Source organism: Cryobacterium sp. CAN_C2 (genome assembly GCF_015751745.1).
Lineage (GTDB): Bacteria > Actinomycetota > Actinomycetes > Actinomycetales > Microbacteriaceae > Cryobacterium.
This window is the reverse complement of the sequence record NZ_JADOUX010000006.1, coordinates 21,582-47,016: the sequence shown is the minus strand read 5'-3', so window position 1 is coordinate 47,016 and position 25,435 is coordinate 21,582. Positions and strand designations below refer to the sequence as shown.

Sequence of the window (25,435 nt, the reverse complement as noted above, 5' to 3'; positions counted from 1 at the left end):
ACTCATGCTTGCGCGCTGTCAGCTGACGAACCTGATGGTGAGCGGATAGCTGTAGCCCTCGCCACGGTTGGCCGCCAGGGCCGCCATGATCATGAATACGAGCGCAATGATGAAGAGCGGTGCGTAAAGAACGCTGCCGATGCCGAGTGTGACGATACTGATGGGCACCAGCACGGCGGCGTAGATGTAGAACGAGATCTGAAAGTTCAGCGCGGTCGCAGTGTGCGCGCGGATGAAGGGTCCGCGATCCCGCAGCACGAGGTAGCCGATCAGCGCCGGCAGAAAGCTGAAGAGGATGCCGCCGACATGGATCAGTGTCGCCCACAATTTCTCGTCGGCGGGACTCATGGGGGTGGGAGGTGTCGACTGGTATGGGTTCTGCTCAGACATGGGTGCTCCTGATTACGACCGGGCGCCGGCACGGCAGTGCCAGTGACTCCCAGAGTAATCGCCCCCTGTCGAAAAGCACTGCGAACTGTTATTTGATCAAACGCAGGGCGAACGGATACCGATAATTCTGGCCTTCCTTGGCCTTCAGGAAGCCCATGATCGAAAAAATGACCCCGGCCACCCAGAGCAGCCAGGCCAGCCCGATGATCAGTCCACCGATTCCGAAGGTGACGATGGCGAGAATAAACGATAGTACATTAATCGCGACATAGCCGATCAGCAGGGTGATCTGAAAGTTGAGCGCCTCCTTCGCCTCGATATTGGTGAGGCGACCGCGGTCCTTGAAGACCAGCCAAATGATCAGGGAGGGCAGGAAGCTCAGGATGCCGCCGAGGTGCGCAAAGGAGGCCCACTGTCGATCGTCGGCCTCGGAGAGTGGTGCCGCGACCACCGGGTTGGCGTACGGGCTTCCCGCGGGTTGCCCGCCGGGCTGCTGGCCGTATCCCGGCTGGCCGGCATTCGGCTCACGATAGTTGGAATCTCCGGGAGGTTGTGCCTGTGGATCACTCATGATCGTGCCTTTCGCTAAAAACAATGGGAGCATACATCGGTAATTTAACGCTTGGTTCGGGATACTGGCAATGGGCGTTTCCAGCCGGTCGCGATAGGATTGGCAGTCAGTGGTTGCGAGTGCCAACGATGTGCCGGCAAAGCTGCGTTCCAGCGTGCCCACCAGGGCGCGAGGTTGCGGCATCCGCTCAACTGAAGCGATACCGGAGAATCAGGAAGGCGGGCGCAATGGTTTCCGACCGTGGCCTCGATGTGTTGCGCGTCATCGTGCAGGACTACGTCGCCTCCCGTGAACCCGTCGGCTCCAAATCCATCGTCGACCGGCACTCTTTCGGCGTCTCCGCCGCCACCATTCGCAACGACATGGCCCTGCTCGAAGAAGAAGAGCTGATCGCGGCGCCACACACCTCGTCGGGGCGCATTCCGACCGACAAGGGCTACCGCGTTTTTGTCGACCATCTCGCTGATCTGCGCCCGCTCACTTCGGCCCAGCGCCAGGCGATCGAAACGTTTCTGGGCCATTCCGCCGACCTCGACGAGGTGCTCGTGCGCAGCGTGCGACTGCTCTCGCAGCTCACCCACCAGGTCGCGCTCGTGCAGTACCCCTCGCTGTCGCGCGCCAAAGTGCGCCACATCGAGTTCGTCCCGCTGACCGCGACACGCATCCTCTCGGTGCTGATCACCGATTCTGGCGGGGTGGAACAGAGAGTGATCGACCTGCCACGTGCACTCGACGAGCAGACGCTCGGCGAGGTGCGTGCCCGCCTCAATGTCGCGGTCGTCGGACTGTGCATGGCCGAAGCGAGCGCTGCCCTCGCCGCGAGCATCTGGCCGGGTGCGCCCGCTTTGCAGCCGATCGTCGACCTGATCACGAGTACCCTCGCCGACCAGGTCGGCGCCAATCGCCAGGACAAACTCGTCATGGCCGGCGCAGCGAACCTGGTGCGCACCGAAGACGACTTCTCCGGCAGCATCTACCCGGTCCTTGAAGCCATCGAAGAGCAGGTGGTGCTCCTGCGCCTGTTCGGCGAGATGGAGACCGACCAGCACGGCGTGTCGGTGAGCATCGGCCGCGAAAATGCGGCCTTCGGCCTGCCCGAGGCGAGCGTGCTCACCAGCGGCTACACCGCGAACGGCAACCTCGCCCGTCTCGGGGTTCTCGGGCCGACCCGCATGGACTATTCCAACAACATGGCGGCGGTGCGCGCCGTCGCCCGCTACCTCTCCCGCCTGCTCGGCGAGACCTAAAACTTTCGCCGCCCGCGCGGTACCGCCACCATTTCGAACAACCATCAGAACAACAAGGAGAGCCACCCTTTGGCTGACCACTACGAAGCTCTCGGCGTTAGCCGCGACGCGACCACCGACGAAATCAAGAAGGCGTACCGCCGCCTCGCCCGCGAATTGCACCCCGACGTGAACCCCGGCGCCGAAGCCTCGGAACGGTTCAAGAGCATCACCCACGCCTACGACGTGCTCAGCGACGCCAAACAGCGCCAAAAGTACGACCAGGGCGGCCAGAACGGTGGCTTCGACGGCCAGAACTTCGGCAACTTCGGTGACATCTTCGAGACATTCTTCGGCGGGGGCGGCGGAGGCAGCGGCCGCGGCCCGCGCTCCCGCCGCGAACGTGGCCAGGACGCCCTGATTCGGGTGGAACTCGACCTCGATGAGGTCATCTTCGGCACGCACCGCGACCTCGCGGTCGACACTGCAATCGTCTGCGACACCTGCAAGGGCTCCTGCTGTGCCCCGGGCACGTCACCCATCACCTGCGACATCTGCCACGGCACCGGCAGCATCCAGCGTGCGGTGCGTTCCCTGCTCGGCAACGTGATGACGTCGAGCCCGTGCGGTTCCTGCCGCGGCTACGGCACCATCATCGCGACGCCGTGTATGACCTGCTCCGGCCAGGGCCGCGTGCGGGCCCGCCGAACTGTTCCGGTGGACATCCCCGCCGGGGTCGATACCGGCTTGCGCCTGCAGATGCCCGGCAGTGGCGAAGCCGGCCCGGCCGCCGGTCCCAACGGCGACCTGTACCTCGAAATGAAGGTGCGCCACCACGACGTGTTCAGCCGCGACGGCGACGACCTGATGTGCTCGCTCGACGTGCCCATGACCAGCGCCATACTCGGCACGAGCGTCACCGTGAAGGCGCTCGACGGCGACATCGAGGTGGAGATTCGCCCCGGCGCGCAGAGCGCCGAGGTGCTCACGATCAAGGACCGCGGCATCACCAAGCTGCGCGGCAGCGGCCGTGGCGATCTCAAGATCGGCATCCACGTGGTCACGCCGACCAAACTGGACCACAAGGGACGCGATCTGATCGAGCAGTTCGCCGCCCGATATGCGGCCCCCGCGCCCAGCCTGAGCCAGTACCAGCAGGGACTGTTCGCCAAGCTGCGCGACCGGTTCCTCGGCTAACGTGGCACATTTCTACCTGCAGGAAACGCTCCGGGCGGCGGACAGCCGCCCGGGGCAGGTCGTGACCGTCGACGGCGCGGAGGCGCGCCACGCGGTCACGGTCAGCCGGGTTCGTCCCGGGGACCGGCTCCGCCTGGGTAATGGAGCCGGGCTGCTCCTGGAAGGCACGGTGCTTTCTGCGGAGGCTATGGTGTTGACCCTGCGCGTCGATGACGCGATCGAGACGGCGGCGACGACGCCGCGCATCCGTTTGGTGCAGGCCCTCGCCAAGGGCGACCGTGACGAGCTGGCCATTCAGGCCGCCACCGAACTCGGCGTGGATGGAGTCATCCCCTGGAGTGCTGCCCGCTCCATCACCAAATGGGAGGGGCCCAAGATCGCCAAGGGCCACGAACGCTGGAGCAGCATCGTGCGCGAGGCCAGCAAACAGTCGATTCGGGCCTGGCTGCCCGGTGTCGCTCCGCTCGCCAGCACCAAGCACCTGGCCGGGCTGGCCGCCACCACCCGGATGCTGCTGCTCGACCCGTTCGCGACCGGTCGCCTCACCGAGGTGGCCGCGCCCACCGACGACCGCGACATTCTGCTCGTCGTCGGCCCGGAGGGCGGGATCTCCCCGGCCGAACTAATCCTGCTCGAACAGTCCGGCGCGACCCCGGTGCGCCTCGGCGACACCGTGCTGCGCACGTCGACCGCCGGACCGGCCGCCCTCGCAATCCTCAATGCGACCCTTGGCCGCTGGTAGCGCCGCTTAAGATAGAGGCATGTCTTCTTCTGGTGCCCAACCGACCATTTTCAGCCGTATCGTCGCGCGTGAGATTCCGGCGACGATCGTGGCCGAGACCGAACACATCATCGCTTTTCTCGACATCGCCCCGAAAGCCCCGGTCCACGTCGTCGTCACCACGAAAGACCCGCAGTACCAGAATGTCGCCGAGCTCGCGGCCGGCAACCCGGCCCTGCTGGTCGAACTCGTCGCCGTGGCCGAGCAGATCGCCGCAGAACGAACCAACGGGCAGTTCCGCCTCGTCTTCAACACCGGCGCGGCCGCCGGCCAGACCGTATTCCACGTGCACGCCCACGTCCTGGGCAGCCCGGAACCGGCCGACTCGCTGGGGGAGGACTCCCTTGGCGCCCTCTAAACCCGGCAACGCCGGCTCCAACAACACCACCGAACTGCGCTTCACCGTCGACGGCGTCGCCATGGTGCGCCTGCTCGGGCCCGAAGACCGCTACCTGAGTACCATCGAGGGCGCGTACCCGAACGTCGATGTGCACGTGCGCGGCAACGAGGTCACCCTCGCCGGCAGGGCCGACGACGTTTTGGCCGTGCGGCGCCTGATCGAAGAAATGCAGATGGCCCTCCGCACCGGCCACGACCTCGACGAGACCGAGGTCGTCACGGCTGCACGGATGCTCGCCGCGGACAGCTCCGTGAGCCCCTCCGCGCAGCTCGGCGCCCCCATTCTGACCGCGCGGGGCAAGAGTATCCGGGCCAAGTCGGTTGGCCAGAAAGACTACGTCGACGCGATCGACGACAACACGATCGTGTTCGGCATCGGCCCGGCGGGTACCGGCAAGACCTACCTCGCCATGGCGAAGGCGGTGCGCGCCCTGCAGAACAAGGAGGTCGATCGCATCATCCTGACCCGGCCGGCCGTTGAGGCCGGTGAACGGCTCGGCTTTCTGCCGGGTACCCTCACCGACAAAATCGACCCCTACCTGCGGCCGCTCTACGACGCACTCGGCGAAATGCTCGACCCCGAACTCATACCCAAGCTGCTCGCCGCTGGCACGATCGAGGTGGCCCCGCTCGCTTATATGCGTGGCCGTACCCTCAACGCGAGCTTCGTCGTGCTGGACGAAGCCCAGAACACCACGCCGGAACAGATGAAGATGTTCCTGACCCGCCTCGGCTTCGGCTCGAAGATGGTCATCACCGGCGACGTCACCCAGATCGACCTGCCGGCTGGCACGAGCGGCCTGAAACTGGTCACCCGCGTGCTCGACGGGATCGACGACATCCACTTCGCCTATTTGACCAGCGCCGACGTGGTGCGGCACTCGCTCGTCGGCCGCATCGTCGACGCCTATACCGAGTACGACGCGCAGAAGCAGGCTCTTCGCCAGGAGAGTGCTGAAGCCCGAGAATTTGCCACCCGCGGCGCCCAGCGCGTCGGCACGCCCGGCCGCAACCCGAAACGGAGTTCCAGTTGAGCATCGAAATCAACAACGAGTCGGCCATTCCGGTCGATGAGTCCGCCATTTTGCGTCTCGCTGCCTTCGCGCTCGACACCATGCACGTACACGCCGACGCGGAGCTCGCCATCGTGCTCGTCGACGAGGGGGCCATGGAGCAGCTGCACGTGCAGTGGATGGACGAACCGGGTCCCACCGACGTGCTGAGCTTTCCGATGGACGAACTGCGCCCCGGTACCGAGGAGCAGGAGACCCCGCCCGGACTGCTCGGTGATATTGTGCTGTGCCCGCAGGTCGCCCAGTCCCAGGCCGAGACCGCCGGCCACAGCACCCTCGACGAGCTGCTGCTGCTGACGACCCACGGCGTGCTGCACCTGCTCGGCTTCGACCACGCGGAACCGGCGGAAGAGAAAGAGATGTTCGGCATCCAGCGCGACATTCTCATCGGCTTCTCCGTGCAGGAACGACAACGCCCCTGATGCACATCGTGTGGTTTATTTATGCGGCCGTGATCCTGGTGGTGTTCGCCGGGCTCATGGCGGCCGTTGACGCAGCGATCACGTCCCAATCTCGGGCCGATATCGCGAGCCTGGTGGCGAATCATCGCGCCAAACGGTCGCTGCAGGCCATCGCCGACGATACCGGCGCGCACCTGAACGCGATCAACTTCATTCGAATCACCGCCGAGACCACGGCGGCTGTTCTGGTGACCCTGGTTTTCGCGACTACCATCGACGCCCTCTGGCTTGCCCTCATGCTCTCGGCGCTCATCATGACCTCGGTATCGTTCGTGCTGGTCGGCGCGAGCCCGCGCAGCGTTGGACGTGCCCATCCGATCAACCTGCTGACCGCAAGCGCCCTGGTCGTGCACTTCGTGCGCGTGCTGCTCGGCCCGATCGCCAACGCCCTCGTCGCCCTCGGCAACCGGGTCACTCCCGGCCGCACCAAGCTCGCCACCTTCACCTCCGAAGACCAGCTGCTCAGCATGGTGGACGAGGCCACCGAGCTCGACGTGATCGAGGAAGACGACCGCGAACTCATCCACTCCATCTTTGAGTTCAGCGAGACGGTCGTGCGCGAAGTGATGATTCCCCGCACCGATATGATCACCATCGACGCCGACGCGAGCATTGATGCGGCCATGGGCCTGTTCCTGAGCAGCGGCACCTCCCGCGTGCCCGTTCGGGGCGGTGAGGTCGACGACATCGCCGGCATTCTGTACCTGCGCGACGTCGCCCGGCTGGTGTTTGAGCGACCGATGAACGCCCTCCAGCTCACCGTGGCCGATCTGGCCCGGCCGGCCGTCTTCGTGCCCGAGTCAAAGAAGGGCGACGACATGCTGCGGCAGATGCAGCTGGAGTCCAACCACCTGGCCATGGTGGTTGACGAGTACGGCGGAATCGCGGGACTGGTCACCCTCGAAGACCTGATTGAGGAGCTCGTCGGCGATATCTCCGACGAATACGACCGCGACGTGGTCGAGTTCGAAGACCTCGGTGACGGGCATTTTCGGGTGAGCGCCCGACTGCCGGTCGACGAGCTGGGCGAGCTGTTCAATCTCGAACTCGACGACGACGATGTCGACTCGGTGGGTGGCCTGCTGGCCAAGGCCCTCGGACGACTGCCCGTGGCCGGGTCGGTCGCCACGGTGAGTGGCTTGAACCTCACCGCCGAGCGCACCGAAGGCCGCCGCAAGCGCATCAGCACCGTGCTGGTGGAACGCGATGAAGCTTTGATTGAGGCGCAGACCGCATTCCTCACGGCGCCGAGCAGTTACAGCAGCAGTAGCAACACAGGCGCACGCACCGTGTCAGATGATGAAGGAGAACGGTCATGACCGCAACAATTGAGCCCCACCCCGCCGGGTACCGTGCGGGATTCGTCTCGTTCGTGGGACGCCCCAACGTGGGCAAGTCCACCCTGACGAACGCACTGGTGGGTGAGAAAGTTGCGATCACCTCGTCGAAGCCGCAAACCACGCGCCGCGCCATTCGCGGCATCGTGCATCAGAAGAACGGTCAGCTCATTCTGGTCGACACCCCCGGCATCCACCGCCCCCGCACTCTCCTCGGCGAGCGCCTCAACAGCCTCGTTACGGCGACCCTCGCCGGCGTCGACGTGATCGGTCTGTGCGTTCCGGCCAACGAGCCGATCGGCCCGGGCGACAAATTCATCAATGAGCAACTGGATGCCTTCCCGCGAGCCAAAAAGGTCGCCATCGTCACCAAGATTGACGCATCCTCCAAAACCAACGTCGCCAATCAGCTGCTCGCCGTTTCGCAGTTGCGGGATTGGGAGGCGATCGTGCCGATCTCCTCGACCAGCCGCATCCAATTGGATACCCTCGCGACCGAACTGCTGCGCCTCCTGCCGTACGCGGATGCACCGCTCTACCCGGCTGACGCGGTCACCGACGAGACACTCGAATCGCGCATCTCCGAATTTATCCGCGAGGCCGCTCTGGAGGGTGTCACCGACGAACTGCCGCACTCGATCGCGGTGACCATCGACGACATCATTGAGCGGGACGATCAGGAACTGGTCGAGATTTACGCCAACCTGTTCGTGGAACGAGACAGCCAGAAGGGCATCATCATCGGCAAGTCGGGCAGCCGACTGAAGGATGTCGGCACCCGCGCCCGCAAGCAGATCGAACCGCTCGTTGGCAAGCGCGTGTTTCTGTCGCTGCGGGTAAAGATCGCCAAGGAATGGCAGCGCGATCCGAAGCAGCTCGGCCGCCTCGGCTTCTAGCGAATCAGCCGGTTGGTACCCGCGGCTGGGCGGCTTCCGTACTCTGGCTGTGAGTAGGCTGCAATCGAGCCGTGGCTTACCCGGGTTGCGGCCGACAAAGTAGCCGCGAGGGGCGCGGAACGACTCCGCAATGCCACAATGAATTCGGAGGCCCCGGATGAACTCGCTGTTGCTCGATGTCAGTCCGCTCGATGTCAGTCCGCTCGATGTCAACCTCACCGACGCTCCGTTCCTCGCGACGCTCTACGGCGTCACCGGCCTCGCGCTACTGCTCGTACTGCTCGGTCCGACCGGCGTGCGTCGCGCCGTCGTTACCGTTATCGGCGCCGTGATCGGTGCAGCCTCCGGTTGGGTGCTGGCCTGGTTCGTCAGTGACGTCTGGGATCCGTGGGGAGTGTCACTGTCCATCGGCACCCGGCTCTGGACCACCGCTCTGTTTGCCAGCGTCGCGATTGTGCTGCTGAACCTGCGCGGTCAGGTTCGATGGCGGCAAGTAGTCGCCATCTGTGCCCTACCGCTCTGCCTGCTGAGCGCCGCGACCGGTATCAACGCCGATGTTGGCCAGTTTCCCACCCTGCGCGTGGCTCTCGGTCTGGCCACCTACGCACCACTTGACCGGGCGCTCGCCAGCGGGCAGGGCGGCACGCACGTGGCCGGCACCACTGGCAGCACCGGTTCCTCAACCGGCACCGTCGGCACCGTCACCATCCCGGGGACGGTTTCAGGATTCGCCGCCCGCTCCGCCATGGTCTACCTGCCGCCAGCGGCAACGGGCACCAAAGCGCCCGCGCTACCCGTGGTCGAGATGCTCTCGGGCCAACCCGGCAGCCCGAGCGACGTGTTCACGGCCGGCGGTCTGGCCGATATTCTCGACCGGTACGCCCAGGCACACTCCGGCCTGGCCCCCATCGTCGTGGTTCCCGACCAGCTCGGTTCTCCTAAAAGCAATCCAATGTGCGTGGATTCTGCGCTCGGCCAGGTAGACAGCTATCTCACCATCGATGTTCCGGCCTGGATCCGCGCGCACCTGCATGTGAGGGACCAGCCGAATGGCTGGACCATCGCCGGATTCTCCCAGGGTGGCACGTGTTCAATTCAGCTTGGAGCCGCGCATCCGCAGCTGTTCGGTACGATTTTAGACATCGCGGGAGAGCTCGTTCCCAAATACGGAAGCGAGGCGCATACGGTGGCAGCCGGTTTCGGCGGCAGCGCCGCCGCCTACGCCGCAGCAGCACCGACCGCTCTCCTCGCCGCGCACGCACCGTACGGCGCCCTCGGAGCGATCTTCGTCGTCGGCGACGGTGACCTGCGCTTTCTGCCCGGGGTGCACGCGCTAGCGGATGCTGCCAAGCGGGCCGGCGTTGACACCCACCTGTTCGTGTCACCCGGCACGGCCCACGACTGGCACACCGTTGACTACGCCTGGGCCACAGCACTGCCCGTCATCGCCGCCCGCACCGCTTTGCTCGCGCCCGACGCCGGGGCGCTGACACGATGACCCGAAACAGAATCGAGAGTGAATCCAGAAAGCGCGTCCCCACGAAACCGATCCCGGCGCGAGGCGTCGGGATCGGATCGTTCGGGCGGTTCGCGGCTCGGCGCCCGTTCGCCCTCGCCTACGCCGGGTCCCTACTCGTCGTCGCGCTGGTCAGCGGGGTGATCTCGGGGCCGTCTCGAGACATCCGTCTTCTCTTCGGCACCGGCTACGAGTCGGTCATCGAACTCGGTCACTGGTGGTCGCCGCTCACCTCAACGTTCTTCGTCGACAACGGCGCCGAACTGGTGCTGGCGCTGGCCGGCGCTGTGATCCTACTGGGTTTCGCCGAGCGGCTGATGGGCACCCGGCGCACCGTGATCGCCTTTCTGGCAACGGCGATTCTCGGTGCGACGATCGGCCTCGGTGCCCAGTACCTCGGTGTGGCGGGCGGGGAGATGTGGTCGCGCGGTGTGAGCGAGTTGTGGGCGATCGACCCTTTCACCCCCATCTTTGGCAGCGCTATGGCGGCCAGTTACTTCGTCGGGCCGCTCTGGCGTCGCCGCATCCGCGTGCTGGGGCTGTCGACGGTGCTCGTGCTCGTGCTGTATTCCGGCCAGCCCTCCGACCTCTATCGGATGCTGGCCGTGGCGGTCGGGCTCGGTGTGGGCTGGCTGTTTCGCCCGACACTCCGTGTCACGTCGTGGCGGCGCAGTTCCGACCACGAAACCCGCACCCTGCTGGCCGCCATTGTCGGCATGGTCGCCGTCGGCCCGGTCATCACCATCTTCTCAGGGGCAAGGTTCGGTCTGCTCGCACCGCTTGGCCTGCTGTTCTCCCAGGACGTACCGACGGCGGGGGAGGTCGTTGACCGCTGCCTGCTCGGTGACGTGACCCGGCAGTGCGTGCAGGAACTCAGCCTCGAACGCATCGGCGGGGCCGGGCCGGTACTGGTGAGCCTGCTGCCTCTGCTCACCCTCGTCGTTGCCGCTGTCGGGCTCGCCCGCGGTCGACGGTTCGCCGCGTGGCTCGCCATCACGATCAACACCGGGCTCGCCCTGCTCGCCGCCTGGTATTACGGGCTGTTGCCCCTTTCCGGGCAGGCCTACGTCTGGCAATGGCAGTCCGGCCGGTACTGGGAGGTCACGCTCATCCTCGTGGTCTCGGTGCTCATTCCCCTCGCCGTGGCCCTCGTCATCCTCGGCAACCTGCGCCGCTTTCCGGTCTACTCCCGCGCCGGCCAGCGGCGGCGGTTTCTCCTGGTCACCCTCGGCAGCTTCGCCGCCCTCGTCCCGTTCTATGTCGGTGTCGGCTGGCTGCTTCGCGACCATTTTCGGCCCGCGGTCAGCCTGCTCGACTTGCTGGCGGATGTTCCCGAACGATTCATTCCGGTCGGCTTCCTGCGTCTGGAACGGGCGTCGTTCCTTCCGACCGACCCCCTCGCCACCGCCCTGTACGACGGAGTCGGTGCTGTCTTCTGGATCGTCGTTTTCGTTGGAGCGATCGTCTGCCTGCAGAGCGCCGCCGTCGGGCCGACCGCCGACTCGCCGGCGCGGCTGCGCACCCTGCTGTCCGCCCATGGCGGCGGATCGCTCGGGTTCATGACCACGTGGACCGGCAACTCCCTGTGGTTCACCGCGAGCGGACGCACCGCGATCGCCTACCGCGTCGTGAACAGCATCGCCATCACCACGTCAGAACCGGTCGGACCATCTTCTGAGGCGTCCGACGCTGTCGCATCCTTCGCCCGGATGTGCGATGACCGCGGCTGGGTGCCGGTGTTCTACAGCCTGCACGAGAGTTGGCACCCCGTATTCGACGCGATGGGCTGGCACACCATGCAGGTGGGGGAGGAGACGCTGCTGCGCCCGAGCAGCTGGAGCACCACGGGAAAAAAGTGGCAGGACATCCGCACGTCGATCAATCGTGCCGACCGCGCCGGCGTGCGGGCGATCTGGACCAGTTACCGGGCGCTGTCACTGGCGGCGACGACCCAAATCGCGGAGATCTCGGAGCAGTGGGTTCAAGAGAAGGAACTCCCCGAACTGGGGTTCACCCTCGGTGGCCTCGACGAACTGCGTGACCCCGCCGTGCGCCTCATGCTCGCCGTCGACAGCGCAGACCGCGTGCACGCCGTGACCAGCTGGCTGCCAACCTACCGGGAGGGAGTCATAGTCGGCTGGACCCTGGACTTCATGCGGCGTCGGCCAGACAGCATCAACGGTGTGATGGAGTTTTTGATCGCACAAACGGCGGAGCGGATGCAGGAGACCGCGCAGATTCAGTTTCTCAGCCTGTCCGTAGCACCGCTCGCCCAATCCTCCGGGCCACGGCAGGGCGGCGTCGCAGACCGCCTGCTGGACTATCTCGGTCGTACGCTTGAACCGGTCTACGGATTTCGGTCGCTGCTGCTGTTCAAACGCAAATTCCAGCCGGAGTTTGCCCCCGTTTTCATGGCCTTCCCCGACCCGGTCGAACTTCCGGAGATCGGGCTGGCGCTGGCGAAGGCCTACCTGCCAAGCCTCTCGATGCGCGACGTCGTGACCCTGATGCGCGGACGCGGCCAGTAGCATCCGCTGGCAGATGGGCGGCAGCAACCCGTGGTATCAGCGCGGCCAAACGGTGCTAGCCTGAACCCGTGTTGAACGGTGCGCTCTTCCTTAGCTGCCGCGACGAGTCCTAATCTAAAGGCCTCCCTCGTCGCGGAGTTCGTCGTTGGCTGTACGACACCCACGAGGAAACAGGACCATGAAGAACAATCAGACCGCATCCATACTGCCGATCCACCGCTACCGCCCGTACCACGAGCAGTTCGCCGTTGACCTGCCCGAACGCACCTGGCCGAGCAAGCACATCACGGTTGCCCCGCGTTGGTGCGCGGTCGACCTGCGGGACGGCAATCAGTCGCTCATCGATCCGATGAGCCCCGAGCGCAAGCGCATCATGTTTGATCTGCTGGTACGCATGGGCTACAAGGAGATCGAGGTGGGGTTCCCCTCGGCGAGCCAGACCGACTTCGACTTCGTGCGCAGCCTCATCGACGAGAACGCCATTCCCGACGATGTCACCATCCAGGTACTCACGCAGGCTCGTGAGCATTTGATCAAGCGCACCTACGAGTCCATCTCGGGTGCCAAGCAGGCCATCGTGCACTTCTACAACTCCACGAGCATTTTGCAGCGCGAGGTCGTGTTCCGCGAGCAGAAGCAGGGGATCATCGACCTGGCCCTGTTCGGCGCGCGCCTCTGCAAGCAGCTGGAAGCGACCATTCCCGGCACGACCATCTACTACGAGTACTCTCCGGAGAGCTTCACCGGCACCGAGCTCGATTTCGCCGTCGACATCACCAACCAGGTCGTCGAGGTTCTGGCGCCCACCCCGGAACGCAAGGTCATCGTCAACCTGCCGGCCACCGTTGAAATGGCCACCCCGAACGTGTACGCGGACTCCATTGAGTGGATGAGCGCTCACCTGGCCCAGCGCGAAAACATTCTCATCTCGTTGCACCCGCACAACGACCGTGGAACCGCGATCGCCGCCGCGGAGCTCGGCTATCTGGCCGGTGCAGACCGCATCGAGGGCTGCTTGTTCGGCAACGGGGAGCGCACCGGCAACGTGGACCTCGTCGCTCTTGGTATCAACCTGTTTACGCAGGGTATCGACCCGCAGATCGACTTCAGCAACATCGACGAGATCAAGCGCACCGCGGAGTACTGCAACCAGCTGCCGGTACCCGAACGCAACCCGTGGGCCGGAGACCTGGTCTTCACCGCGTTCAGCGGATCGCACCAGGACGCCATCAAAAAAGGCTTCGAGGCCATGGATGCCGACGCCGCCAAGCGGGGCTGCACCGTCAACGACCTGGTCTGGGCTGTTCCCTACCTGCCGATCGACCCAAAGGACCTCGGCCGCAGTTACGAGGCTGTGATCCGGGTCAACTCGCAGTCCGGCAAGGGCGGCGTCGCCTACCTGCTCAAAACCGACCACGCCCTCGACCTTCCGCGCAAGCTGCAGATCGAGTTCTCCGGCGTCGTGCAGGCCAAAACCGATGCCGAGGGCGGCGAGGTGACGAGCGAGCAGATCTGGGACATCTTCAACGATGAGTACCTGCCGGCCACGATCAAGAATCCCGAGGCCAAGTGGGGACGCTTCGAACTGCACTCCACCCGCACCTCAAGCGATCTGTCCGGTACCGTCGACCTCTCCGTCGAACTGCGCGACGGCGACATCGTGGCACCGGTGACCGGGTCGGGCAACGGTCCGATCAACGCGTTCCTCGGCGTGATGGCCGAGCGCGGCATCGCGATCACTCTGTACGACTACGTGGAGCACGCGCTCTCGGCCGGCGGTGACGCACAGGCCGCCGCCTATGTTGAGCTCGACGTGAACGGAAAGCGTTACTGGGGCGTCGGCATCGACGCGGACATCTCCACCGCATCGCTCAAGGCGGTTGTCTCCGCGGTCAACCGTGGCATCCGTGCCGAGGTCGGCGACCTGGAACTGGCCGCCGTCTAACGCCGCAGCATCCGTTAGGCGCAGCACACACGAAAGCCCAGACTCGTCACTGAGGGTCTGGGCTTTCGTTGCACCATCCGGGTGCGGTCAAGGGGCTGACGATCAGGCCAGGACGGGCAGGTGCACCGTTCGGTTCGTCGTGCGCGCACCCAGCAGGGCCTTGCAATCGTCGATCGCGTGATCAAGCAGGGTATACAACCGAGCGTCCGGGTCGGCGACGCAGGCCTCACCGATGCCCTGCACGGCGACGCGGATGATCGTGTCGGCGGTGCGCGGCGTGAACTTGGTGTGCGACCAGGAATGCACGCTCCCGATGAAGTTACGGGCCCAGCGTTCGGCATCGGGAGCTTCGTCGAGGGCGGCCCGAACGAGGGGGCGCACCCGCAGGGCGAGCGCCGGATCAAGAACGGATGCGCTTCGCTCGCAGGTCAGAACCCCCACGGCGAGTGCGCGCTGCCGTTCCAGGCTCGCCACCGGCAGCGCTTCGCACCCGGCACGCAGCGCGACAGCGACCTCCACGCGCTTATCGGAACCGGTCAGGCCGATCACCGACGGGATCAGCAGCGTGAGCCGCGACCGGGCGTCGTCGGAGCTGCAGTCGTTGACCATGCGAGCCAGCGAGGCGAGCACCGGATGGGTGCAAGCGGGGTGGTCGCTCCAGGACTCGCCAGCGAGGTAGGAGGCGAATTCCATGAAGCAGCCACCGCTCTTGGGAGTGCGGTGCTTGCCACGCGAGAGCACGGGCATAATGTCGGGCAGGCTGCCCTGGACTGGTTTCATGAAAACCTCCATACCATGGGGACGAGTACCCCCAAGTCTCCCCCCGTCCGGCCCGAAAAACCAGAGCCAGGCGAGACTAGTGACAAAATGTCAGCAACACCGTCAGCCGGTTCTTCGGGCCGCCACGCCGTGACCACATCTACCGCGGCGGGGTGGGATAATTACCTGTGCCTGTCTATCGAGATGAAGCCGTCGTGCTGCGCACCCACAAGCTGGGTGAAGCCGACCGCATCGTCACCATGCTCACGCGAAAGCACGGCAAGGTGCGTGCAGTCGCCAAGGGCGTGCGGCGCACCGGCTCCAAATTCGGTGCTCGGCTCGAACCCTTCATGGTCGCCGACGTGCAGCTCTACGAGGGTCGCAGCCTCGACATCATCACGCAGGCCGAGTCGCTTGGCTCGTACGGCGCCCTGATCACCGCCGACTACGGCAGCTACACTGCCGCGAGCGTCATGGTGGAAACCGCCGACAAACTCACCGAATCGGAAGGGTCGCTGCAGCAATACCTGCTGCTGGTCGGCGCGCTGCGGTCGCTGTCCCGCCAAGAGCACGGCTCCCACCTCACCCTCAACTCGTATTTACTGCGCGCCGTATCGATGGCCGGGTGGGCGCCGAGCTTTCAGGATTGCGCTCGGTGCGGCGCAGTTGGGCAGCACGGCGCAGTTGAACAGCACAGCGCCATGGTGGTGCAGCTCGGCGGCATCGTCTGCGACGCCTGCGCCCCACCCGGTTCGCCCCGGATCGACGCGGCGACGATCGGCCTGCTGAGCGCGCTGCTCACCGGCGATTGGGAGCACGCCGCGGCGATGCCCGAACGCACGCAGAGCCAGGCGGCCGGCGTCGTCGCCGCTTACACGCAGTGGCACCTGGGTCGCGGGCTTCGCTCCCTGGAACACGTCGCCCGATGATGGCTCGGCTGTTTGGCCACACAGGGTTCACGCACAAGGATGCCGTGCCGTTCAAACCGCTGGACTGGACGGGCCTGTATCCACCCGAACTGCCCCGCAGAGTCGTGCCCGAGCACGTCGCCGTCGTTATGGACGGCAACGGCCGCTGGGCCAACGAGAAGGGCCTCACCCGCATCGAGGGGCATAAGGCCGGCGAGGCCGCCCTGCTCGACGTCGTCGCCGGCGCCATCCAGATCGGCGTCAAGCACCTCAGTGTCTATGCCTTCTCCACTGAGAATTGGAAGCGTTCACCCGATGAGGTGCGTTTTCTCATGGGATTCAATCGCGACGTTCTTCATCGTCGCCGCGATCAGCTCAACGACTGGGGCGTGCGGGTGCTGTGGGCCGGGCGCAAGCCGAAACTGTGGGCATCCGTTATCAACGAACTGCAATTTGCCGAGCGGCTCACCGCGGGCAACGACGTGCTCACGCTCACCATGTGTGTGAATTACGGCGGTCGCACGGAAATAACGGATGCCGTGCGCGCGCTGGCCGTAGACGTAGCCGCGGGCAGGCTGAAGCCGTCGGGCATCACCGAGAAGGCCATTGCGAAGCAGTTGTACGTGCCGGACCTGCCCGACGTCGACCTGTTCGTGCGCAGCTCGGGGGAGCAGCGCACCAGCAACTTTCTCCTCTGGCAAAGCGCCTACGCCGAAATGGTCTTTCTGGACACACTGTGGCCGGACTTCACCCGGGCCGACCTCTGGCACGCGGTCGAGCTCTATGCCTCCCGCAACCGGCGCTACGGCGGCGCGGTCGATGCTCCCACGCCCTGAGGCGCCTCCAAATATTCCGAACGGGGAATACGAACGCTCGGGTCCCCGTTGGGACGAGAGTGACTGACACGACTGCAACCGAGACAACCGCATCCACGAACACCGACCCGATCAAGGTCGACATCTGGTCTGACGTGCAGTGCCCCTGGTGCTACATCGGAAAACGCAAGTTTGAGACCGGCGTGGCGATGTTTGACGGGCGCGTCGAGGTCGAGTACCACAGCTTCGAACTCTCACCCGATACCCCGGTCGAATTCGTCGGCAACGCCGTCGACTACCTGAGCCAGCGCAAGGGCATGCCCATCGATCAGGTTCAGACGATGCTCGAGAACGTTACCGCGATCGCCGCGAGCGTCGGCCTCGACTACGACTACGACTCGGTGCATCAGACCAACACGGTCATTTCGCACGAGCTGCTGCACTATGCCAAGGCCCAGGGTCGCCAGCTCGACATGATGGAACGCCTGCTCAAGGCCTACTTCATCGACGGCCGCCACGTCGGTCGGGTCGAGGACCTCGCCGACCTCGCCGCCGAGATCGGACTCGACCGCGCCGATGTGGTGCGGTCGCTCAACGCGCACGAGTACCTCGCCGCGGTCAAGGCCGACGTGGCGCAGGCCGGCGCTTACGGAATCCAGGGCGTTCCGTTTTTCGTGATCGACGGCCGCTACGGCATCTCCGGCGCGCAGGATCCGACCGCGTTCGCTCAGGCTCTCGGCCAGGCCAGCGCCGACCGTTCGGCCGACCGTTCGGCCGACGGTTCGGCCGACGGTTTGGACGACGGGGCCTCGGCGTAGCAGCGATACCCAGCGAACTCGCGTAGCCTGACTACACACGTAGTCGGCCGCATCCCCTTCACCCTATTGATCAGGAGAACACCCATGAGCGACACCATTACCACCCCACCCGTCTTCACCGATGCTGGCGGCCGTCCCACCATCGAACTTCTGAGCGCTGACACGGCAACCGACGAAGCCGCGGGTTCCTGCTGCGGCGGCGGCTGCTGCAGCTAATAACCGATCTCTATTCCACGAAAGCGCAGCTGTCGCACGGCCAGCTCGACCGCCCCGGCAGGTGCGCTTTTGTGCGCCGCCCACGCGACCGCCCGGCCGGTTCGCGGATCCCACGCTTTCTGGGAGAATTGACGCAACATGACTTCATCCACCCCCACTGTCGACCAGCTGGCGCCGATCGGACCGCTGACGATCGGCCCGCTCACGCTCGATGTGCCCGTGGTGCTCGCGCCAATGGCCGGCATCACGAACACGGCATTCCGTCGGCTGTGCCGCGAATACGGTGCCGGACTGTTCGTGAGCGAAATGATCACCTCCCGGGCCCTCGTCGAACGCAATACCGAGACGATGCGGCTGATCACCCACCACGAGAGCGAAACCACTCGTTCCATTCAGCTCTACGGCGTCGACCCGAAGACGGTCTCCGAAGCCGTGACCATGCTCGTCGCCGAAGACCGCGCCGACCACATCGACCTCAACTTCGGCTGCCCGGTGCCCAAGGTCACGCGCAAGGGCGGGGGAGCGGCCCTGCCTTGGAAGATCGGCCTGTTCCGTCAGATCATCGATGCCGCCGTCACCGCGGCCGGCTCGGTTCCGCTGACCGTGAAAATGCGCAAGGGCATCGACGCCGACCACCTCACCTATCTCGAAGCGGGTAAGGCCGCCGCCGGAGCTGGGGTCGCATCCATTGCTCTTCATGGTCGCACGGCCGCCGAGTTCTACTCCGGCCACGCCGACTGGTCCGCCATCGAAAAGCTCAAGAACGCCATCAGCGACGTTCCGGTGCTCGGCAACGGCGACATCTGGTCGGCCGACGACGCCCTGCGCATGGTGCGTGAAACCGGCTGCGACGGTGTCGTTGTCGGACGCGGGTGTTTGGGCCGCCCCTGGCTGTTCGGAGACCTCGCCGCAGCGTTCCGCGGGCAGGAACTCAAAGCCGAACCCGGCCTCGGTCAGGTCATCAACGCCTTTCGCCGCCACGCCGAACTGCTCACCGAATACTTCGACAGTCAAGACCGCGCCTGCCGCGATATTCGCAAGCACGTCGCCTGGTATTTCAAGGGCTACCCGGTGGGCGGCGACCTGCGAGCGAGCCTCGCCATGGTGCAATCACTCGCGCAGCTCGACGACCTGCTCGGCACCCTCGACGCCTCATTGCCCTACCCGGGTGCTGACGTCGAAGGGCCACGCGGTCGTGCAGGAACACCGAAGAAACCGTCGTTGCCCGAGCACTGGCTCGAGTCGCAGGATCTCGTCGGCGCGCAACGATTGAACTTGACCGAGGGCGAAGGGGACACCAGCGGTGGCTAACCAGACCGGATACAGCGAGATCGACGAGGCCCGCTGGTTTCCTGAAGAGCATTATTCGCGGCGCAGTGATTTCGCCCGGGACCGTGCGCGTCTGTTGCACTCGAGCGCACTGCGCCGTCTCGCGGCGAAAACGCAGGTGCTCAGCCCCACGGCGGGGCTCGATTTTGCCCGCAACCGTCTGACCCACTCGCTCGAGGTCGCTCAGGTCGGGCGGGAGATCGCATCGCGCCTCAACGTTGACCCCGACATCGTTGACACCGCCTGCCTCGCGCACGACATCGGGCATCCGCCGTTCGGCCACAACGGCGAAAAGGCGCTCAGCCTCTGGTCCGACGACATCGGCGGTTTCGAGGGCAACGCCCAGACCCTGCGTCTGCTCACCCGGCTGGAGCCCAAGGTGTTCGGACCCGACGGTCACAGCTACGGTCTCAACCTCACCCGTGCGAGCCTCGACGCGAGCTGTAAGTATCCCTGGCCCGAAGGCTCCTCGGTCTATGACCCGAGTGGGCGCGCCAAGTTCGGTTTCTACCACGACGACATGGCCGCCTTCGAGTGGCTTCGAAAGGGTGCGCCCGACCGCCAGCTCTGCGTCGAAGCCCAGGTGATGGACCTCTCCGACGACATCGCCTACAGCGTGCATGACTTCGAAGACGCCATCGTCAACGGCTACGTCGACGTGGCGGCCCTGAGCAGCCGCAGCAACCACGACGAACTCCTGGCGACCATGTCGGAATGGGTTGGCGATGTAACCAGTGCCGAGGACCTCGCGACCGCGTTCAACCGGCTCGACTCCCTCGATGTCTGGATGGAGTCCTGGACCGCCGGACGCCGCGACCAGGGTCACCTGAAGAACCTGACGAGCCAGCTCATCGGCCGTTTCAGCAGTGCCGCGGTGCACGCCACCAAGGAGGCGCATCCCGGCGCCAGCATGCTGCGCTTCGGCGCCAACGTGATCGTGCCTCGTGAGATCCAGGCCGAAATCTCGGTACTCAAGGGCATCGTCGCCGCCTTCGTCATGACCCGCAACACCCGCAAACCCATCTACGTGCAGCAACGGCAGGTGCTCACCCTGCTGGCCGAGACGCTGCACAAGTCCGGCGACGAGCATCTCGACCCCGGTTTTCGCGAAGACTGGCGTGCTGCCTCCGACGATGCCGCCCGCAAGCGCGTCATCGTCGACCAGATCGCGAGCCTGACTGACCAGTCCGCTCTGGCTTGGTACGAGCGCCTCGTTCAGGGCTAGCCACCTACTTCCCCTCCACGTTCCGTGCCCGTGCCCGGAGCGTGGGCCCAGATTAGAGCATGGGCCCGCGCTTCGATGATGGGCCCGGCGAGCTCGCGCCGAGCCCGGCGCATCGAGACGATAGAATTTACCCATGGCTGGACTGATTCGACAAAGTGACATCGAAGAGGTCAAGGCCCGTTCCAATATCGCCGACATCATTGGCGATTACGTCACGCTGAAGTCAGCCGGCGTCGGATCGATGAAGGGCCTGTGCCCCTTCCACGACGAACGCAGCCCCAGCTTTCACGTGCGTCCGCAGGTCGGGTTCTACCACTGCTTCGGCTGTGGAGAGAGCGGCGACGTGTACTCGTTTCTGCAAAAGATGGACCACGTCAGCTTCAGCGAGGCCGTCGAACGCCTGGCCGGCCGGGTCGGCCTCGACCTGCACTACGAAGACGGCTCCGGAGCGGCCCCCGATCATGGCAATCGCGCACGCCTGCTCGCGGCCAACCAGACGGCATCCGATTTCTTCATCGACCAGCTCGGTAGCGCCGGCGCCGAGATCGGCCGGGCCTTCCTCGGTCAGCGCGGATTCGATGCCGCGTCAGCCACCCGATTCGGTGTCGGGTTCGCACCGAAAAGTTGGGACGAGCTGACCAACCACCTGCGTGGGCGAGGTTTCACCACCGAGGAACTGACCCTCTCCGGTTTGGTCTCGAGCGGTGACCGTGGCATCTACGACCGCTTTCGCGGCCGTTTGGTCTGGCCGATTCGCGACATCACCGGGCAGACCATCGGTTTCGGGGCCCGCAAACTGCTCGACGACGACAAGGGCCCCAAATACCTCAACACCCCGGAGTCGCCGGTCTACCACAAGGCGCAGGTGCTGTATGGCCTCGACCTCGCCAAACGCGACATCTCGCGCAGCCACCAGGTCGTGGTGGTCGAGGGCTACACCGATGTGATGGCGTGCCACCTGGCCGGCATCACCACGGCCGTCGCCACCTGCGGTACCTCGTTCGGTGTCGATCACATCAAGGTGCTGCGGCGCGTGCTGGGTGACGACTCCGGCGTTGGCGAAGTCGTCTTCACCTTCGACCCCGATGCCGCAGGCCAGAAGGCCGCCATGCGCGCTTTCAGCGAAGAGCAGCGTTTCTCCGCGCAGACTTACGTTGCGGTTGGCCCGGAAGGGCTCGACCCCTGCGACCTGCGCCTGCAACGCGGCGACGACGCCGTACGGCGGCTGGTCGACTCGAAGAAGCCGATGTTCGAATTCATGATTCGCCAGATTCTCTCCCAGTACAACCTCGACACCGTCGAGGGCCGCACGGCCGCTCTGCGTGCCGCCGCCCCCGTCGTCGGCGATATTCGCGACCCCGTGCTGCGCCCCGGGTACACCCGCGAGCTCGCCCGCATGCTCGGCGTTGACATGGGCGAGGTCGGCAAAGCGGTGTTTAACGCCCAGTCCGGTGCGCGCTCCTCAGCGAACGGCGGACCGAACGCGCCCCGCCATGCCGGCGCGGTCGAAGCCCCGGTCGAACGCCCATTCTCGCTGGTCGAGTTGCCCACCGACCCGGTCACCCGGCTCGAGCGTGACGGCCTCATGGCCATGCTGCAGCGACCTGCACTCATCGGGCGGGACATTCTTGACAGCGCGGTGCAGACATCCTTTACAAACACCTCGCTCGCGGTCGTGCGCGACGCAATCGCGGCGAGTCTTGCGCACTTCGAAGCGCCCGACTGGCTCGAGCGGGTTGTCGCCGAGGTGCCGAACACTTTCAAGAACCTCGTACAGGAACTCGCTATGGCGAACCTGCCGGAGCGCACCGAGAAAGACGTCGCCCGCTACGTGCGCGACATCACGATCGTGCTCATTGACAAAGACCTGCTCCGGCTGAAAGCCGAGTTGCTCGGTCGCCTCCAGCGCGCGGATGCCAGCGACACCGAAATGTACCGCACCCTGCAGCGCGAGCTCGTGCGGATCGAGGCCGAGCGCCGCGCCCTCCGTGACGAATGAGGCCGTCACCGGCTTTTTCGCGGTCGTGCGCGACACCGATGTTTGAGCGGGTCACCCAAACTGCAACACATGAGCCCGAGTTTGTTGCAGATATGTAAAGAAGCTGCGGCTGATCGTGGCTGTCTGCGAATTCTGTGCTAATTCTTTCCTTACAGCAATGAACAGCTGCGCCCCTTTCGGGTTCTCCTGGTCATGAGACTTCTACAGGAAGAGGACGACGGATATGACATCCGCATTCACCAACGGCAAGCGCGCTCTCGCTGCCACAGCCGGACTGGCCGCTGCGGCGCTCGTTCTGGCCGGCTGCTCCGCGGGCGGTTCCACTACGACCTCCAGCAGTACGATCACGGTCGGTACCACCGACAAGATCACCGTGCTTGACCCGGCCGGGTCCTACGACGCAGGTTCCTTCGCCGTGCAGACCCAGGTCTTCCCATTTCTGATGAACAGTCCGTACGGCACGTCAGACGTCGAGCCCGACATCGCAACCAAGGCGGAATTCACCTCGCCGACCGAGTACACGGTCACCCTCAAGCCTGACCTCAAGTGGGCCAACGGAAAAGCACTGACCTCGTCTGACGTCAAGTTCAGCTTTGACCGGCAGGTCGCAATCAACGACGCCAGCGGCCCGGCCGTGCTGCTCTACAACCTCGACAGCGTCGCAACCCCGGATGACACGACAGTGGTTTTCACGCTGAAGGCAGCGAACGACCAGGTCTTTCCTCAGATTCTCTCCAGCCCTGCCGCGGCCATCGTCGACGAGGACACGTTCTCGGCCGATGCCATCACGCCGGACGAAGACATCGTCAAGGCACAGGCATTTGCTGGGCAGTACGAGCTCACCACCTACAACTTCAACAGTCTCCTCGCCTACAAGGCGTACGCGGGCTACCAGGGCTTGCTCGGTCCGGCGAAGACCGAGAACATCAACGTGAAGTACTACACCGATGCCTCAAACCTGAAGCTCGACATTCAGGAAGGCCAAATCGACGTCGCATGGCGCAGCCTGTCGGCGACCGACATCGATGACCTGCGCGGCAACGATAAGGTCAAGGTTGTTGACGGCCCCGGTGGCGAAATTCGCTACCTCACCTTCAACTTCAACACCCAGCCGTTCGGTGCCACCACCGCCGAGGCAGACCCGGCCAAGGCCCTCGCCGTGCGGGCCGCTGTTGCTGATGTCGTTGATCGTGCCGAACTGGCCGATCAGGTTTATAAGGGCAGCTACTCGACGCTGTTCTCCTACGTTCCTGACGGTCTGACCGGTGCCAATGAGTCGCTCAAGGGCCTCTACGGCGATGGCAAAGGCGGCCCGGATGTGGACAAGGCGAAGGCCGCCCTGGACGCTGCCGGCATCACAACGCCGGTCGTTCTGAACCTGCAGTACAACACCGATCACTACGGACCCGGTTCGAGCGATGAGTACGCCCTGATCAAGAACCAGCTTGAGTCCTCCGACCTGTTCTCGGTCAACCTGCAGTCCACCGAGTACGTGCAGTACTCCAAGGATCGGGTTCTTGACCTGTACCCGATCTTTCAGCTTGGCTGGTTTCCGGACTACTCCGACGCCGACAATTACCTGAACCCGTTCTTCGGCAAGGACAGCTTTCTGAAGATTCACTACGAGAACCAGGAAGTCATCGACCTGGTCACCGAGCAGGCCGTCACCGGCGACGCTGCGGCGCGTACCGCGATGATCGAAGAGATCCAGAACAAGGTTGCGGCCGATCTGCCCACGATTCCGCTCCTGCAGGGTTCGCAGATCGCTATCACCGGAACGGGCGTCACGGGTACCAAAGACACTCTCGACGCGTCCTTCAAGTTCCGCTACGGCGCCCTTTCCAAGGGTTGAGCAGTTGAGCGACTAGAATTTTCTCTAGTTTGAACTCCGGGGGCGTCCAGCTAAGCACCAGGCTGGATGCCCCCGATTCTTTTTTGCAATCGTGAGGTAGTTATGACCGCTGTGGCCGTGAAGCCATCCGCCCCCGTCGGCGGACGTGTTTCGAAGAAGAAGACCAGCCCGGGTGGCGGAATCGGTCGGTATCTGCTCGTCCGGTTCCTGCTCATCTTTCCCACGATCTTCATCCTGGTGTCGATGGTGTTCTGGTTGATGCGCACCACGGGGGACCCCATCACGGCCGCTCTTGGCGCGAAGTTACCTCCCGACCAGCTTGCGGAACGCATTCAAGCGGCCGGGTACGACCGGCCGATTATCGTTCAGTACTTCGAGTACCTCGGTCAGGTTTTCACCGGTAACTTCGGTACGACAATCAGTACCAACCGGCCGGTGTCCGAAGTGCTCCTGACCTACGGGTCCGCGACCGCCGAGCTCGTGTTCTACGCGCTCATCGTCGCTTTCGTGATCGGTATTCCCCTCGGCATGGTCGCCGCGTACTGGCGCGACAAGGCGCCCGATGCCGCACTCCGCGTCTTCGCCATTCTCTGCTACGCGACCCCGGTCTTCTTTGCCGGCCTGCTGCTGAAACTGGTTTTCGCCGTGTGGCTCAAGGTTCTCCCCGTTGCCGGTCGATCCACGATCGGGTCTGAGCTGCAACTGCAGTCGTTGCCTAGTCCAACGGGCATCTACACGATCGATGCTCTCCAGACGGGAGACCCTGCCGTGCTTGGCGACGTTCTCATGCACGCTGTGCTGCCCGCCCTTGCCCTCGGCCTGCTCACCGCCGGCGTGTTCCTTCGGCTGGTGCGAACGAATGTCATCGGTACGTTGGGCACCGATTACGTGAATGCTGCCCGCTCGCGTGGTGTCAACGAGTTTCGTCTGGTCAGCAAGCACGCCTACCGACCCGCCCTCATTCCCATCATCACCGTCATTGGGCTGCAGATTGCCCTCCTGCTCGGTGGTGCTGTGTTGACCGAAACCACATTTGAGTGGCAGGGCCTCGGGTTTATGCTCATCGAATTCATCAAGGCCCGCGACTTCGTGGCCGTGCAGGGAATCGTGGCGCTTCTCGCCGTGATTGTTGCCTTGTCCAACTTCATCGTGGACATCATTGCCGCGCTCATCGACCCGAGAGTGAGGTACTAG

At 64.7% G+C, this 25,435-nt stretch carries 23 protein-coding genes; 20 read left to right on the top strand and 3 right to left on the bottom strand.

Annotated elements, in window-relative coordinates; translation table 11 throughout:
• Positions 1–18: 18 nt before the first annotated feature.
• Both IWX77_RS06860 and IWX77_RS06855 read right to left on the bottom strand, forming a co-directional pair.
• Positions 19–390 carry a DUF4870 domain-containing protein gene (locus IWX77_RS06860; RefSeq protein ID WP_297413352.1) on the bottom strand — a complete coding sequence of 124 codons (372 nt, stop codon included), beginning with the start codon at positions 388–390 and terminating at the stop codon, positions 19–21.
• An 88-nt stretch (positions 391–478) separates the two neighbouring features.
• Positions 479–961, bottom strand: coding sequence for a DUF4870 domain-containing protein (locus IWX77_RS06855; RefSeq protein ID WP_196843775.1), 483 nt, complete (start codon positions 959–961; stop codon positions 479–481).
• 227 nt (positions 962–1,188) lie between these two features.
• On the opposite strand from IWX77_RS06855, the gene hrcA reads away from it, so the two are divergent.
• From hrcA to leuA, 11 genes are all read left to right on the top strand, one after another.
• Entirely contained in the window at positions 1,189–2,208 is a 1,020-nt protein-coding gene (gene hrcA / locus IWX77_RS06850; protein WP_196843774.1) for a heat-inducible transcriptional repressor HrcA, read from the top strand.
• A 69-nt stretch (positions 2,209–2,277) separates the two neighbouring features.
• Positions 2,278–3,384, top strand: coding sequence for a molecular chaperone DnaJ (gene dnaJ / locus IWX77_RS06845; RefSeq protein ID WP_196843773.1), 1,107 nt, complete (start codon positions 2,278–2,280; stop codon positions 3,382–3,384).
• Between the two features lies 1 nt (position 3,385).
• On the top strand, positions 3,386–4,126 hold the full coding sequence (locus IWX77_RS06840; RefSeq protein WP_196843772.1) for a 16S rRNA (uracil(1498)-N(3))-methyltransferase: 741 nt from the start codon (positions 3,386–3,388) through the stop codon (positions 4,124–4,126).
• A gap of 19 nt (positions 4,127–4,145) precedes the next feature.
• Positions 4,146–4,523: an HIT domain-containing protein gene (locus tag IWX77_RS17055; protein WP_297413355.1), complete on the top strand. Its 378-nt coding sequence runs from the start codon at positions 4,146–4,148 to the stop codon at positions 4,521–4,523.
• 61 nt (positions 4,524–4,584) lie between these two features.
• Positions 4,585–5,598 (top strand): PhoH family protein, encoded by a 1,014-nt coding sequence (locus tag IWX77_RS06835; protein WP_297413395.1) that lies wholly within the window; start codon positions 4,585–4,587, stop codon positions 5,596–5,598.
• Positions 5,595–6,059, top strand: a complete 465-nt coding sequence (ybeY, locus tag IWX77_RS06830) for an rRNA maturation RNase YbeY (protein WP_196843770.1) — start codon at positions 5,595–5,597, stop codon at positions 6,057–6,059. Before IWX77_RS06835 ends, ybeY begins: the two co-directional genes overlap by 4 nt.
• Entirely contained in the window at positions 6,059–7,417 is a 1,359-nt protein-coding gene (locus IWX77_RS06825) for a hemolysin family protein (RefSeq protein WP_196843769.1), read from the top strand. The genes ybeY and IWX77_RS06825 overlap by 1 nt, the downstream gene beginning before the upstream one ends.
• Positions 7,414–8,331 (top strand): GTPase Era, encoded by a 918-nt coding sequence (gene era, locus IWX77_RS06820; RefSeq protein ID WP_196843768.1) that lies wholly within the window; start codon positions 7,414–7,416, stop codon positions 8,329–8,331. The genes IWX77_RS06825 and era overlap by 4 nt, the downstream gene beginning before the upstream one ends.
• Before the next feature lie 157 nt (positions 8,332–8,488).
• Positions 8,489–9,829 carry an alpha/beta hydrolase gene (locus IWX77_RS06815; RefSeq protein WP_196843767.1) on the top strand — a complete coding sequence of 447 codons (1,341 nt, stop codon included), beginning with the start codon at positions 8,489–8,491 and terminating at the stop codon, positions 9,827–9,829.
• The gene (locus IWX77_RS06810) at positions 9,826–12,375 is read left to right on the top strand and encodes a bifunctional lysylphosphatidylglycerol flippase/synthetase MprF (RefSeq protein ID WP_196843766.1); all 2,550 of its coding nucleotides are present in this window, start codon (positions 9,826–9,828) and stop codon (positions 12,373–12,375) included. The genes IWX77_RS06815 and IWX77_RS06810 overlap by 4 nt, the downstream gene beginning before the upstream one ends.
• A 178-nt stretch (positions 12,376–12,553) precedes the next feature.
• Positions 12,554–14,320, top strand: coding sequence for a 2-isopropylmalate synthase (gene leuA / locus IWX77_RS06805; protein WP_196843765.1), 1,767 nt, complete (start codon positions 12,554–12,556; stop codon positions 14,318–14,320).
• Positions 14,321–14,422: 102 nt separating this feature from the next.
• Here leuA and IWX77_RS06800 read toward each other — a convergent pair whose 3' ends face one another.
• Positions 14,423–15,100 (bottom strand): hypothetical protein, encoded by a 678-nt coding sequence (locus IWX77_RS06800; protein ID WP_196843764.1) that lies wholly within the window; start codon positions 15,098–15,100, stop codon positions 14,423–14,425.
• A gap of 167 nt (positions 15,101–15,267) precedes the next feature.
• Here IWX77_RS06800 and recO point away from each other — a divergent pair, with 167 nt between their 5' ends.
• The 9 genes from recO to IWX77_RS06760 all read left to right on the top strand — a co-directional run bounded on the left by recO (position 15,268) and on the right by IWX77_RS06760 (position 25,435).
• Positions 15,268–16,008 carry a DNA repair protein RecO gene (recO, locus tag IWX77_RS06795; RefSeq protein WP_196843763.1) on the top strand — a complete coding sequence of 247 codons (741 nt, stop codon included), beginning with the start codon at positions 15,268–15,270 and terminating at the stop codon, positions 16,006–16,008.
• Positions 16,008–16,823: an isoprenyl transferase gene (locus IWX77_RS06790; RefSeq protein WP_196843874.1), complete on the top strand. Its 816-nt coding sequence runs from the start codon at positions 16,008–16,010 to the stop codon at positions 16,821–16,823. Before recO ends, IWX77_RS06790 begins: the two co-directional genes overlap by 1 nt.
• A gap of 59 nt (positions 16,824–16,882) precedes the next feature.
• Entirely contained in the window at positions 16,883–17,620 is a 738-nt protein-coding gene (locus tag IWX77_RS06785; RefSeq protein ID WP_196843762.1) for a DsbA family oxidoreductase, read from the top strand.
• 84 nt (positions 17,621–17,704) lie between these two features.
• Complete coding sequence (locus IWX77_RS17050) at positions 17,705–17,836, top strand: hypothetical protein (protein WP_297413365.1); 132 nt, start codon at positions 17,705–17,707, stop codon at positions 17,834–17,836.
• 138 nt (positions 17,837–17,974) lie between these two features.
• Complete coding sequence (dusB, locus tag IWX77_RS06780) at positions 17,975–19,147, top strand: tRNA dihydrouridine synthase DusB (RefSeq protein ID WP_196843761.1); 1,173 nt, start codon at positions 17,975–17,977, stop codon at positions 19,145–19,147.
• Positions 19,140–20,390 (top strand): deoxyguanosinetriphosphate triphosphohydrolase, encoded by a 1,251-nt coding sequence (locus tag IWX77_RS06775; protein ID WP_196843760.1) that lies wholly within the window; start codon positions 19,140–19,142, stop codon positions 20,388–20,390. Before dusB ends, IWX77_RS06775 begins: the two co-directional genes overlap by 8 nt.
• Positions 20,391–20,523: 133 nt before the next feature.
• A complete protein-coding gene (dnaG, locus tag IWX77_RS06770) occupies positions 20,524–22,389 on the top strand; it encodes a DNA primase (RefSeq protein WP_196843759.1) in 1,866 nt (621 codons plus the stop codon).
• 223 nt (positions 22,390–22,612) lie between these two features.
• Positions 22,613–24,241: an ABC transporter substrate-binding protein gene (locus tag IWX77_RS06765; protein WP_196843758.1), complete on the top strand. Its 1,629-nt coding sequence runs from the start codon at positions 22,613–22,615 to the stop codon at positions 24,239–24,241.
• A 102-nt stretch (positions 24,242–24,343) separates the two neighbouring features.
• Positions 24,344–25,435, top strand: a complete 1,092-nt coding sequence (locus IWX77_RS06760) for an ABC transporter permease (protein WP_196843757.1) — start codon at positions 24,344–24,346, stop codon at positions 25,433–25,435.